The sequence below is a fragment of the Kocuria salsicia genome (assembly GCF_039532055.1).
Lineage (GTDB): Bacteria > Actinomycetota > Actinomycetes > Actinomycetales > Micrococcaceae > Kocuria > Kocuria salsicia.
The window spans coordinates 79,328-91,525 of the sequence record NZ_BAAARF010000009.1 but is presented as its reverse complement, the minus strand read 5'-3'; the positions used below and the strand labels follow the sequence as shown (position 1 = coordinate 91,525).

11 protein-coding genes and 1 CRISPR repeat array (1 of these 12 running past the window's edge) are annotated in these 12,198 nt (G+C 70.8%); of the genes, 6 read left to right on the top strand and 5 right to left on the bottom strand.

Annotated elements, in window-relative coordinates; translation table 11 throughout:
* Window positions 1-1,813: direct repeats of the CRISPR family, unit length 29 nt; unit sequence GTGCTCCCCGCGCCTGCGGGGATGAGCCC (it extends 778 nt beyond the left edge of the window).
* A gap of 95 nt (window positions 1,814-1,908) precedes the next feature.
* The 3 genes from ABD264_RS12465 (at window position 1,909) to ABD264_RS08940 (ending at window position 4,459) form a co-directional block, all read left to right on the top strand.
* Window positions 1,909-2,055, top strand: coding sequence for an Abi family protein (locus ABD264_RS12465; RefSeq protein ID WP_157053156.1), 147 nt, complete (start codon window positions 1,909-1,911; stop codon window positions 2,053-2,055).
* Between the two features lie 375 nt (window positions 2,056-2,430).
* Window positions 2,431-3,507 (top strand): 2,3-butanediol dehydrogenase, encoded by a 1,077-nt coding sequence (locus ABD264_RS08945; protein ID WP_055085784.1) that lies wholly within the window; start codon window positions 2,431-2,433, stop codon window positions 3,505-3,507.
* Window positions 3,508-3,778: 271 nt separating this feature from the next.
* A complete protein-coding gene (locus tag ABD264_RS08940; protein ID WP_344205579.1) occupies window positions 3,779-4,459 on the top strand; it encodes a hypothetical protein in 681 nt (226 codons plus the stop codon).
* Window positions 4,460-4,869: 410 nt separating this feature from the next.
* On the opposite strand, the gene ABD264_RS08935 is transcribed toward ABD264_RS08940, so the two are convergent.
* The 5 genes from ABD264_RS08935 to ABD264_RS08915 form a co-directional block, all read right to left on the bottom strand.
* Window positions 4,870-5,484, bottom strand: coding sequence for a class I SAM-dependent methyltransferase (locus tag ABD264_RS08935; RefSeq protein WP_344205577.1), 615 nt, complete (start codon window positions 5,482-5,484; stop codon window positions 4,870-4,872).
* A 101-nt stretch (window positions 5,485-5,585) separates the two neighbouring features.
* Complete coding sequence (locus ABD264_RS08930; RefSeq protein WP_303106352.1) at window positions 5,586-6,119, bottom strand: hypothetical protein; 534 nt, start codon at window positions 6,117-6,119, stop codon at window positions 5,586-5,588.
* 62 nt (window positions 6,120-6,181) lie between these two features.
* Complete coding sequence (locus ABD264_RS08925; RefSeq protein ID WP_303106354.1) at window positions 6,182-6,970, bottom strand: glycosyltransferase; 789 nt, start codon at window positions 6,968-6,970, stop codon at window positions 6,182-6,184.
* A gap of 74 nt (window positions 6,971-7,044) precedes the next feature.
* Window positions 7,045-7,548: a methylated-DNA--[protein]-cysteine S-methyltransferase gene (locus tag ABD264_RS08920; protein WP_094393305.1), complete on the bottom strand. Its 504-nt coding sequence runs from the start codon at window positions 7,546-7,548 to the stop codon at window positions 7,045-7,047.
* 142 nt (window positions 7,549-7,690) lie between these two features.
* Window positions 7,691-8,137, bottom strand: coding sequence for a pyrimidine dimer DNA glycosylase/endonuclease V (locus ABD264_RS08915; protein ID WP_094393306.1), 447 nt, complete (start codon window positions 8,135-8,137; stop codon window positions 7,691-7,693).
* Between the two features lie 168 nt (window positions 8,138-8,305).
* Between ABD264_RS08915 and ABD264_RS08910 the strand changes: the two genes are divergently transcribed.
* The 3 genes from ABD264_RS08910 to ABD264_RS08900 all read left to right on the top strand — a co-directional run bounded on the left by ABD264_RS08910 (window position 8,306) and on the right by ABD264_RS08900 (window position 12,164).
* A complete protein-coding gene (locus ABD264_RS08910) occupies window positions 8,306-8,989 on the top strand; it encodes a DedA family protein (protein WP_344205572.1) in 684 nt (227 codons plus the stop codon).
* A 168-nt stretch (window positions 8,990-9,157) separates the two neighbouring features.
* Window positions 9,158-10,363, top strand: a complete 1,206-nt coding sequence (locus tag ABD264_RS08905) for an aminotransferase-like domain-containing protein (RefSeq protein WP_344205570.1) — start codon at window positions 9,158-9,160, stop codon at window positions 10,361-10,363.
* A gap of 43 nt (window positions 10,364-10,406) precedes the next feature.
* Window positions 10,407-12,164, top strand: coding sequence for a choline/carnitine O-acyltransferase (locus ABD264_RS08900; RefSeq protein WP_344205568.1), 1,758 nt, complete (start codon window positions 10,407-10,409; stop codon window positions 12,162-12,164).
* Window positions 12,165-12,198: the final 34 nt, after the last annotated feature.

Here is a 12,198-nt window from a genome sequence, read left to right as displayed (position 1 = left end):
TTCCATGGCTGCGGAGTGCTCCCCGCGCCTGCGGGGATGAGCCCTTCACGGGGGCCAACCTCGCCGGGGCCTACGCGTGCTCCCCGCGCCTGCGGGGATGAGCCACGGTGGAGTGGCTCGAGCGGAGCGAGTACGTAGTGCTCCCCGCGCCTGCGGGGATGAGCCCAGTTTCAGCGAGCCTGCGCCCGGTGCGGGTTGGTGCTCCCCGCGCCTGCGGGGATGAGCCCGTCGATCCCGTACTCCATGTAGCAGTACTGGAGTGCTCCCCGCGCCTGCGGGGATGAGCCTGCACTCGCGACCGGTCGCGCTCTCCACAGAGAGTGCTCCCCGCGCCTGCGGGGATGAGCCCTGGTGGACACGAAGAAGGGGTCCATCGAGTTCGTGCTCCCCGCGCCTGCGGGGATGAGCCCATGCCCCGATCGGCCTCCCCCCACGTCTCTACGTGCTCCCCGCGCCTGCGGGGATGAGCCTGGTTCGGCGCGCAGGGGGTGGACATCGCGGGTGTGCTCCCCGCGCCTGCGGGGATGAGCCACGCACTGAGGCAATCGAGAAGCACAATACGATGTGCTCCCCGCGCCTGCGGGGATGAGCCCGATTCCATCTACACCCCCACCGCAGTCGACGCGTGCTCCCCGCGCCTGCGGGGATGAGCCCTTCAGCGCGTGAGGGGCACCGCACCGATAGGGGTGCTCCCCGCGCCTGCGGGGATGAGCCCAGGATGTCGCGGTCGATAACCTCCACGACCGAGTGCTCCCCGCGCCTGCGGGGATGAGCCCTTGGAGACGTTCAAGAACTCCGTGTGCGCCGAGTGCTCCCCGCGCCTGCGGGGATGAGCCCGCGCTGGCAGTAGGGGACTACTAAGGCCACGAGTGCTCCCCGCGCCTGCGGGGATGAGCCCCTGTCGAGCACCACGGACCCGGGCGGGAGGTCGTGCTCCCCGCGCCTGCGGGGATGAGCCGGTGAAGCTCACCGCGTGGATCACGGAGGCCCTGTGCTCCCCGCGCCTGCGGGGATGAGCCCGGCACCGGGTCCACGGAGATGTTCCAGCGGGTGTGCTCCCCGCGCCTGCGGGGATGAGCCCGTGGGCTCTCGGGCGTTGAAGGCGTGGAATGAGTGCTCCCCGCGCCTGCGGGGATGAGCCGACGGGCGGGGCGATCACCCCGTACGCCTCCTCGTGCTCCCCGCGCCTGCGGGGATGAGCCCCCACCACCCCGCCGGGTTAGCGGCGGGGGGTCGTGCTCCCCGCGCCTGCGGGGATGAGCCCGGGTAGCTACACCACGAGTCATTTACGGTCATGTGCTCCCCGCGCCTGCGGGGATGAGCCGCCGACGGCATGATCTTCAACGCCTACCACGCCGTGCTCCCCGCGCCTGCGGGGATGAGCCCTGCTCCAACGCCCCGCCCAGCCGGTCGTTGTAGTGCTCCCCGCGCCTGCGGGGATGAGCCCACCCGTTCCAGGGCAGGCCGCATGTTCAGGCCGTGCTCCCCGCGCCTGCGGGGATGAGCCCCCGTTCGGCGCGGTCACCCGCTTCGTCTTGAAGTGCTCCCCGCGCCTGCGGGGATGAGCCCGAGGGCATGGAGCGTATCCGTGGTGAGGCTGCGTGCTCCCCGCGCCTGCGGGGATGAGCCCTCGACCCGCTCCGTGTCATAGGGCCCCCTGTTGTGCTCCCCGCGCCTGCGGGGATGAGCCCGCGCACGCGAGGCAACGCCAGCAACAACAACCGTGCTCCCCGCGCCTGCGGGGATGAGCCGAGGTGGCAGTAGGACAGGCGGACCTTGCCGGTGTGCTCCCCGCGCCTGCGGGGATGAGCCCCGTGCCATTGGCAACACGGTGGTCCGCATCAAGTGCTCCCCGCGCCTGCGGGGGGTGAGCCTCTTCATCCGCGCATGGGTTAGCCAGAAGGACAGCTGCTCCACCTCTACCCGAACCTCCGTCAGCGGCGGCGCAGAGCACCGGTCGCCAGGTGGTTGGGGCTCAATGAGTCCGTGATGTCGTCCTGGCTGAAAACATATGTTCGAGTGCTGAATGTCTGTGCTCACCACGGTCGTCTCTGAAATGTTGGCCTGGGAGTGCACCCCGCCATTCCCGCCGGCCGTTCCACAGCCTGGCTGGACGAAAGAAGCGTCCTGGAGGAGGACGCGCATCGGCGGAAGCGTCTCTACCCGGTCCTAGCGTCTCTGTATCCGTTCTCGACACGGTGTCTCCTCGAAGCAGCTGGGTGTAATGACTGATCGAACGTCTGGACCAGACGCCGGCCGTTGCGCTGAGGCCCAGGGGAATGTTCGAGGGCTGGGCGGATGATGCTTTCTGGCGTGACTACCTCCCACAACAGATGTCCTGAAGTTTCGACCGCATGATCGGCGCCGCAAAAGCATAAAATTGGGGGCAGGGCGCGGGACGTCCGCGTCCGCCTATGGGAGGAGCCCTTCATGAGAGCGGCACGCTACTACGGACGCAAGGACATTCGCATCGACGACCTGCCCGAGCCAGAGGTCGGACCCGGCATGGTGGGAATCGATGTGGCCTGGTGCGGCATCTGCGGCACGGACCTGCACGAGTACCTCGAGGGTCCCATCTTCTGCCCCACGCCGGACACCCCGCACCCCATCTCGGGCGAGACGTCCCCGGTCACGTTGGGACACGAGTTCTCGGGCGTCGTGTACGCCGTTGGCGACGGTGTGGACGACGTGGAGGTCGGCCAGCACGTCGTCGTCGAGCCCTACATCATCGGTGAGGGTGTGGACACCGGTCCGGACAGCAGGGACTACCACCTCTCGGAGAACATGAACTTCATCGGCCTGGCCGGTGGCGGCGGCGGTCTGGGGGAGAAGATCTCCGTGAAGCGCCGCTGGGTGCACCCGATCTCCAACGAGATCCCCCTGGACGAGGCTGCTCTGATCGAGCCGCTGTCGGTGGGTTACCACGCGGTCGAGCGCTCCGGCGCGAAGGCCGGTGACGTCGCCCTCGTGGGTGGTGCCGGCCCCATCGGTCTGCTGACGGCCGCCGTCCTCAAGGCCCTGGGCGTCACCGTGGTGATGTCCGAACTGAGCACCCTGCGCCGCGAGAAGGCCGTCGAGGCCGGTGTCGCCGACTACGCACTGGACCCCCGGGAGACGGACGTGGCTGAGGAGGTCCGCAAGCTCACCAACGGCAAGGGCGCGGACGTCGCCTTCGAGTGCACGAGCGTCCAGGTGGTCCTCGATACCCTCATGGATGCACTGCGTCCCACAGGGGTACTTGTGGTCGTCTCCATCTGGGGCAAGCGTGCGGACTTCGACATGCACAAGCTGGTCATGAAGGAGATCGACCTGCGGGGCACGATCGCCTACGTGAACTCGCACCCCGCGACCATCGCGCTCGTGGAGTCCGGCAAGATCGACCTCAAGCCGTTCATCACCGGCAAGATTGGCCTGGAGGGCCTGGTCGAGGAGGGCTTCGACACTCTCATCAACCGCACCGAGACCGCGGTCAAGATCCTGGTCTCCCCCTCGGGCGAGGGTCTGTAGCCCTTATCAGGCCCAGCCCTCACGGACAGGCATGCGGCGGCCCCTGCGACGTTCTTCGTCCCGGGGTCGCTGCCCCTCTCTGGGCGGGTTCCCGGGACGGGTTGACCCGTTGCCGACGTCGCATGCGCACCTCCCGCGCTGTCGCCACCCCTCACCGGCACACGCCCCACAGCCCCCGCACAGCCGCCGCCAGCACGGGCCACACCTGCCGTTCCTACCGTGGAAGCACGGGCCGACAGCCCGCAAGGAATCCACGAAGGGGAGTGCGACCATGACCACCAGCGCGTACGGATCCGCCCAGAGCACGGACGCCGTGGCCCGGTACCGGTACCTGCTGTCCACGAGCAGCCCGGAGCAGATCGAGAAGGCCCACGAGGAGGCGTTCGCGGCGATGACGCCCACCGAGCGTCAGGAGGTTCTTGCCGCGCTCGCTCGGAACGGCGAGTCTCCCGCGGATACGTCCTCCGCGTCGCTCGCCCGCTCGGCGACCCGCCTGGAAATGCGCCAGCCGGGGAGCATGAGCAGCCTCACGGGCTCGCTCGGCGGGGGCGGTACGGTCCTGGCGTCGCTGGCGGCCGGGTTCGTCGGCTCCGCGGTGTGGAGCGGACTCACGGGCGGCGACGGTGTGGGCGGGCGTCCCGGGCTGCTCTCCCGACTGTTCGGTGGTGGCCGTCGCCCGGGCGGGCTGGGTGGACTCTTCGGCGGCTCCTCGTACGGGAGCGGCTACGGCGACGACCAGGGCTACGGCTCCTCCTACGGCGGCCACCGCGGCGGGTTCTTCGGCGGCGGCGGGTCCGTCCGCGAGAGGGGCCCCGGTGGTCCCGACGGCGGATCCGGCGGTTTCGGGGGCCCGGGTCGTGGTGGCCCCGGCGTCGGTCCCGGTGGGGCCCCCGGCGGGCCCGGCGGTCGAGGCCCGGGTGGAATGGGCGGTGGCGTGGGCGGCAGCTTCTGAACCGCCCGCCCTTTCAACGACCAAGGCTCCCCGACGCGCCCGGAGCCCTGGCCGACCACCAGGAAGTGCCACCCGTATGCATTCAATTGTGGACAACTTAGAAGCGAGCAACTAAACTCACTCGCGGCCTTTCCCGGCGCGTCCAGGATCCCGTCCCGGTGTAGTCGGTGGAAGGCAGCAGCACGCCTGCACCGGAGGTACCCTCTGCCCGAGGCAATGGAGCTCCGCCGTTGCTGAGGACGCGTTCGACGCGAGACTCGGTTCTTGGGGGATCGAGCCTCGCTGAGTGGGGGACCGCTCTGTGGGGCGTGCTGCCCTGGGCCCGCAGGCCCGGCGTCGTTCAACGAGGAACCGCCGGCGCCCCCGCCCGGCACATGGCGCTCGCGGACCCGCGCGGCCTGCCCGGTGCGTCAGACTTTTCGAGCCAGCACCACCCGGTCCCGGCTGTGCCCCGCACCGGCCCCGCCCGGCACATGGCGCTCGCGGACCTCGTCCCGTTCGATCTCCCACCCGCGCCCGGCCACGTGCGCGAGCACGTGCTGCGGCATCACGTAGTCCTGCGTGTCGTACCCGTGGGGCGCCTCGTCCATGTCGTGGTGCACGAACAGCAGCCTTCCTCCCGGCGCCACGGCCCGTTCGAGCGCCTCCTCCACATGCTCGTCACCGCCGCGCGGGATGGCCGGGTACTGCACGGAGACCAGGTCGAACTTCCCGGTCTCCGCCTCCCCGAACCCCTGCACGAGCCACGTGATCGCCAGCCCGGCGGCGTCCGCCCGTGCCCGCCCTCGCTCGACCGCCACGCGGGAGAGGTCCAGCGCGGTCACGCTCCAGCCGTGCCGGGCCAGCCACACGGCGTCGGCGCCCTCGCCGCACCCGACGTCCAGCACCGTTCCCGGCACGAGGTCCGCAACCACCGTGGTGAGGGTCTGGTTGGGCTCACCACTCCACAGGTTCGCGGTGCCGTAGCGCTCGTCCCACTCCTCGACGGTGGTGGGGGCTTTCTGGGAAGGGTTCTCGTGCGACATGGGATCAAGAATCGCATGCCGGGCCCGACGACGTCGCCCCGCCACCGCACTGCCCCCGGGCACCCGGTCTCGGGGAGGCTCGGCAGGAAGCCGGTGGGAACTCAGTGCGGTTCGCGGTGGAAGCCCACCAGCGCCGCACCGAGCACGCCCACGGCCACGTCCCCGAGGGTGTCCAGCAGCGGAATGTGGATCTCCGGTGTCACGAACAGGAACCCCAGCAGCTCCATGACCTCCCACACGACCGCGATGAGGAACCCCACCACCGCGCACAGCGCAAATGCCTCCCCTGGCCGGGACCGCGCACGTGCCCGCAGCTCAGGGCTGCCCGTGAGGGCACGGTTCCACGCCATCCACACCAGGGCGTGCAGCGTCACGAAGTGCATGAGGATGTCCCACCACCAGATCGCACTGTAGAGCTGCGCGGCGGCACTGAGCGCGGCGGCCAGCAGGACCAGCGAGCAGATGGCCCGCGGCGCCGCCGCCCGGAACCACAGGAACGCGAGCACCTGTCCAAGCCCCGCGAGCATCAGCACGGCCGTGTCCACCCACCACGTGTCCAGCGCGTAGTACGCCGCCGCGAGGATCGCGGTGAAGCACGTGGTGGCACCCAGGACCGACCCGAGCGGCCGTCCCACGGAGGCCCAGCCCACTCCTCCACGTGTCCTCCGTGCCTCACCGGCCCCAGCCGCCCCGCGGGTCACCGATGCCCGCTGCTCCGCCAGGCAAGGCGGCCTTCCCACCGCACCCACGGCCGTTCGTCCGCCCAGTTCGTGAGAACGGTGGCGGCGGCCATGCCCAGCTGGCGGCGGATGCGCGCGGGGGAGACCACCGCGCGCCAGGAAACCACCGCGACGTTGTGCGGGTCCATGACCACACGCTGGTGGGGCTGGACCCGGAAGCTGAGATCGAAGTCGTCGTGCACGCGCGGAGTCCGGTGGACGTGGGGTGATGCCTGTTCCCACCACTCCCGCCGAAACGCCACGTTGGAGCCCCACAGGGCCCAGTGGCCGAGGGCAGTGCCAGCCACGAGCCGGTATGCCGTGATGTAGGCCGCACCGGTGAGACGTCCGAGCTCGGGGTGGCGGGGGCCGAAACGGGCGATCCCGGAGACGGCTACGGTCTCCCGCTGCGGCCCGGTGCCCCTCTGCATGGAAGAGCCGCGGGGTGCCGTTTGCGCCGCGTCCAGAATGCTCACGTGCCGTTCGATCCACCCGGGGGCCGGCACACTGTCCGCGTCGCAGCGCAGGATGATGTCCCCTCGGGCGGCGTCGTACCCCGCGGCTGCCGCGATGGCGACGCCGCGCACGGGCTCCGCCACGCTGCGCACCTCTGGGTGGCGGTCCAGGAGGTGCGCCAGGCCGTCCGTGGAGCCGTTGTCCACCACCACGATCTCGTTCGGAGGGCACGTCTGCTGCCCGAGGGCCCGCAGGCAGCGCTCGAGGTAGCGGACGTCGTTGCGCACTGGGATGACAACGCTGCAGCTCATACCGTTCTCCGTGCGCTCTCGTTCCACCCGTCCAGTCTGTCATCCCGTCCCGGGACGACTGCCCGGGAGCCCGTTCACACCGTGGTGGTCCGCTCCTCGCGGTCCAGCAGACGCCGCTTGACGTCCTCACCCCACGCGAACCCGCCCAGTGATCCGTCCGCGCGCAGCACCCGGTGGCACGGCACGAACAGCGCCACGGGATTGCGCGCGCACACGGACGCCGCCGCCCGCACCGCCCGCGGGTTCCCCAGCTGCGCCGCGAACTCCGTGTACGTCAACGGCCGCCCGGGGGCGATCCGGCGCAGCGCCTCCCACCCGGCGAGCTGGCCGTCGGTGCCGTGCAGCTCCACGGGAACGTCTGTCACGCTGCGGGGACCACCGTCGTAGTAGGCGAGGACCGCGTCCACCGCCGTCACGGTTCCGGGCACGACGGCGCCGGGCCGGTTCTCCGGCCGCACCCGCGAGAGCAGCGTGGTCACCGAGTCCGTCCACCCGGAGGCGATCACGGCGCCGCTCGGTCCGGCGACGGCGGTGAAGGGGCCGTCCGGGGTGTCGACGGTCTGGAAGAGGTGGCTCATGAGTGGTGGCCTTTCGTTGGGCAGGCTGGCTCAGTTCAACAGCGCGATCCTCGGGTTCAGCGCGGCGGCGACCGTGACTCGTCCCAGGTAGGGGAGCATCGGCACGGCCGCGTCCGCGGGAGGGCACGAGGTGATCGTAAGCTCAGTCCTTGACGCGCTCCCACGAGGCCACGGGACCCTCGACGCGCACGAACACGGGGTGTGGCCGGACCTCCTCCGGTGAGAGCTCGGCAAGGGTGGTGGCCGCCCACCCCGGGTCCCGCCCGAGGACCTTCTGCAGCAGGAAGGTGGACTCGTACGCGAGCTGGCCGTCCGTGACGGTGAGCGAGACGCCCGGCTCCGGCGGACCCACCAGACGGGTGCGGTCGAAGGAGTAGCCGCGGCGGTCCGCCTCGTCCGCGATGCCGTGCAGGTAGGTGACCACGGAGGCGACAGGATCGCTCGTGGCACGGAACCGCTCCAGCTGCGGGTGGTTCGTGTAGCCCTTCGTCCGCCCCAGCAGCACCTTCTGCGCGAGCAGACCCTCCCGCCAGCAGGCTACGAGGGCGCGACGGTCGAGCAGAGACGGGTGTACGGACCACAGACGCATGCGCCCATTCAAACGCATTGCGGGAGGCCGGTGCTGCTCCCGCGTTCCGCAGGGCGCCCGGTTCCACGGGATCTGCCCAGGTTCTGCCCGGAGAGCTCGGAGTACAACCCCAGCCGCCTCGGATAGCGTGGTTGACTCCCCTGACGACCACGCGCGGAGAACTTCTTCATGTCCCTGCCTGTCACCCTGGCTGCCACACCGTCCGAGAGCGCTTCACCGATGACCGGGATCTCTGGGTGGGTGGTGGACGTCATGGAGTCCATCGGAGCCCCCGGGGCGGGTCTTCTGGTGGCGCTCGAGAACCTCTTCCCTCCGTTGCCGTCCGAGGTGATCCTGCCGCTGGCCGGGTTCACCGCAAGCCGCGGCAGCTTCACCCTGGTGGAGGCCATCTTCTGGACCACGCTCGGTTCGGTGGTGGGGGCGACCGCCCTGTACTGGATCGGCGCGGCCGTGGGGCGCCGTCGCCTGCGCCTCGTGGTGGCGAAGATGCCCCTGGTGGACCTCGCGGATCTGGACCGCACCGAGGAGTGGTTCGCGCGCCACGGCAGGGCCACCGTCTTCCTGGGCCGGATGGTCCCCATCTTCCGTTCCCTGATCTCCATCCCCGCCGGCATCGAGCGGATGCCCTTTGCAAGCTTCGTGCTGCTCAGTGCGGCCGGCTCGCTGATCTGGAACACCTTCTTTGTGCTGGTCGGCTACGTGCTGGGTGAGAAATGGCACATCGCCGAGCAGTACGCGGGGATCTTCTCCCGAGTGGTGCTGGTCAGCGTGGTCCTCGTCGCCGTGTGGTGGGTGGTACGGCGGCTGCGCCGCGGCAGCCGGGGGGCGCCGGGGCCTGGCGCTGCTGGGTGACCATCGAGCTGCGCCGTCCCGTGGTTGCCGGGGAAGGCGCGCAGCGCTCCTTCGACCGGCACGTGCTCTCCCTGGTGCGGGCGTGGTGCGTGGACCCCCTGCAGGCCTCCTGAGCACACGGGGCGGCCGCTGCGGGAGCGGGTCCTGAGCCGGTGGGATACTGGCGGCATGAGTACTTCGGAGACCTTCTCGTTCCGCGTTGCCGACCGTCTGGCAGGGGTGGACACCTCGCCCGTGCGGGACCTGCTGGAGATCGTCTCCAAGGAAGGGGTGATCTCCTTCGCGGGCGGTGTCCCGGATCCGGACTACTTCGAGGTGGAGGACGTCCGGGCGGCCTACGCGTGGGTCTTCGAGCACCAGCCGCAGCGTGCCCTGCAGTACGCCTCCAGCGAGGGGGAGCCGGAGCTGCGCGAGCAGGCGGCGCTCCGGATCAGCCGTGACCTGCCCACCACCGCGGAGCAGATCCAGGTGACCACGGGCTCCCAGGAGGGGCTCTTCGTGGTGGCGCAGGCTCTCGTGAACCCAGGGGACACCATCCTGGTGGAGCGCCCCACGTACCTCGCCGCGGTGCAGGCCTTCGACCTCAACGGCGCGCACATGGTGGGTGTCCCCACGGACGAGCACGGTGTGCTGCCGGACGAGCTCGAGCGGCTGATCTGGGAGCACCACCCCAAGTTCGTGTACCTGATCCCGTCCTTCCAGAACCCCGCCGGCATCTGCATGTCCATGGAGCGGCGCCGCGCCGTCGCGGACGTGCTGCTGCGCACGGGAACGGCGCTCGTGGAGGACGACCCGTACGGCGAACTGGCCTACGCGGGCGACCCCATGCCGCCCATCGCGTCCCTGCCGGGGATGTCCGCGCAGACCATCCTGCTGAACTCGGTGTCCAAGATCATCGCCCCGGGCGTGCGGGTGGGGTGGATGCGCTCCGAGGGCGCCATCCAGTTCACGCTCACCGTGGCCAAGCAGGCCATCGGGCTGCAGTCCCCGGTGCCGGACCAGCTGGCCGTGGCACGCTACCTGGAGACCGCCGACGTCGAGGCGCACCTCCAGCGTGTCCGTCCCATCTATGCCGAGCGCGCGCGGGCCATGTACGCGGAGCTGGAGCGGGTGCTGCCCGACGGTGCCCAGGTCACCCGCCCGGACGGCGGCATGTTCCTGTGGGCGCGTCTGGGCCACGGCATCGACACCACCCGGCTGCTGGAGATGGCCGTGGAGGAGGGCGTGGCCTTCGTGCCCGGTGCTTCGTTCTACGCGCACGATCCGGACACCTCCACCATGCGGTTGTCCTTCGTGACCCACGCCCCGGACGTGATCCGCGAGGGCGTGGAGCGGCTGGCGAGCGCCATCGAGAGGTACCAGCGCGAGAACTGAGTTCCACCCCAGGGCCTGCCCCACCCACCGAAAGGACCCCGCCATGAGCGTGAAGCCGCTCCCCGTGCCGCCCCTGGGCGAGACGCTTCAGCGTTTCCTCACCGCTGCCGAGCCCCTCGTGGACGCGGAGACGCTCGCGGCGACCCGTACCGAGGTCCGGCGGTTCGGGTCTGAGGAGGGCCCGCGGCTGCAGGCCGCCCTCGAGGGCTTCGCCCGCTCCGAGGACGCCGAGGGGCGCAGCTGGCTCTCCTGCCAGTGGTTGGACGGCTACCTCACAGTCCGCACGCCCCTGCCCCTGACCACGAGCGTGGGCTTCCAGATCACCGGGGACTTCGGGGCGCCGGGCGTGGGTCGTGCCGCCGAGCTCGTGTACCGGGCGGCCTCCGTGCACTTGCGGCAGGTCCGCCGGGAGACCCCGCAGGAGGTCGATCCGCGCGGCAACCCCGTGGACATGACCCAGTGGGAGTGCCTGGAGGGAGGCATCAGGCACCCCCTTCCGGAACGGGACGAGATCCGCAGACCGGGCTGGGCGGCGTCGTCGTCACCGCACCGGGAAACCACGGCGGAGCCGGCCCCCGCCGCGGTCCCGGAGATCGGCGTGATCCACCGCGGCAGGCTGTACGCGATGCCCATCGGTACCCCGCAGCTGAAGCTGCTGCCCCTGCGCTCGGTGGCCGAGGCCCTGCGCGCCGTGGTCGAGCGGGACGAGCCGCGCGAGACCGAGCTGCCCTTCGGGGCGCTGTCCTACCTGGGTGGCGAGGTGGCCGCGCCCCTGCTGGAGCGGCTCACCGGCGTGGAGCACAACCGGGAGGTCTACGAGCGGCTGACGCGCATGCTGTTCGTGGTCAACGTGGTGGAGGCTCGCGCTGAGGTGGTGGAGCACCTGGAGCGCTCCGCGTTCGAGGTGGGCCACGCGTGGGCGTACAAGCCCATCACGTACGAGGTGTGCCTGGAGGACGACTGGCTCGCGATGCACGTGGAGCACAGCACCGTGGACGGCGCCACGATCCTCGCGGTGGTCGGCGCACTGCAGGAGGTCACGATCCCGGACGAGGAGCCGCCCGCCGAGACCCCCGCACCCCGCGCGCTCACCTGGGAACTGGACGCACCGCTGCGCGAGGAGCTCGTGGCCGCGACCGCCGCCTACCGCAGCGAGGCCGCCCTGCTGGGCGTGCACCGTGTGTTCGTGCCCCGGCTGCACCGCGCCGAGCGCCCCTTCCGCATCAGCGACGACGCTGCGCAGCAGCTGATCATGCTGCTCGCCCAGGTTGCCACGTACGGCAGGCCCCGCGGCGTCTACGAGGCCGTGGATGTGCGCGAGTACCAGGCCGGGCGCACCGAGTGCCTGCGCCCCGTCACCCCGCAGGCCGTGTCGTTCGTCCGCGCACTGCACGAGGGCACGGCCACCGCAGGGCAGTTCACCGCCGCTCTGGACGCCCACCGCGCCTGGGTCAAGGCGTGCAAGCGCGCCCACGGTGTGGACCGCCACCTGCTGGGACTCGCCACCGTGGCCGCCACGCTGGGTGAGGAGTCTCCGTTCTTCGAGCTCCCCGCGCTCGCCGCGCTGCGCCGGGACTTCCTCTCCACCACGTCCATCGGCAGCTCGGACCGGATCGTGCGCTACGCATTCGCCCCCACCACGCCCGAGGGCTTCGGGGTCACCTACACCACCCACACGGACGGCTACGAGCTCTGCGTGAACTACCGCCGGGACACGAGCGAGGACCTCGAGGGCTTCGCGCACAACCTCCCGGCGGCCGCCGAGACCCTGTGGGAGTTCGTGCGCACGCTGCGGGGCTGAGGCGGGGGCCGTCCCGCACCAGTTGACGGCGTGC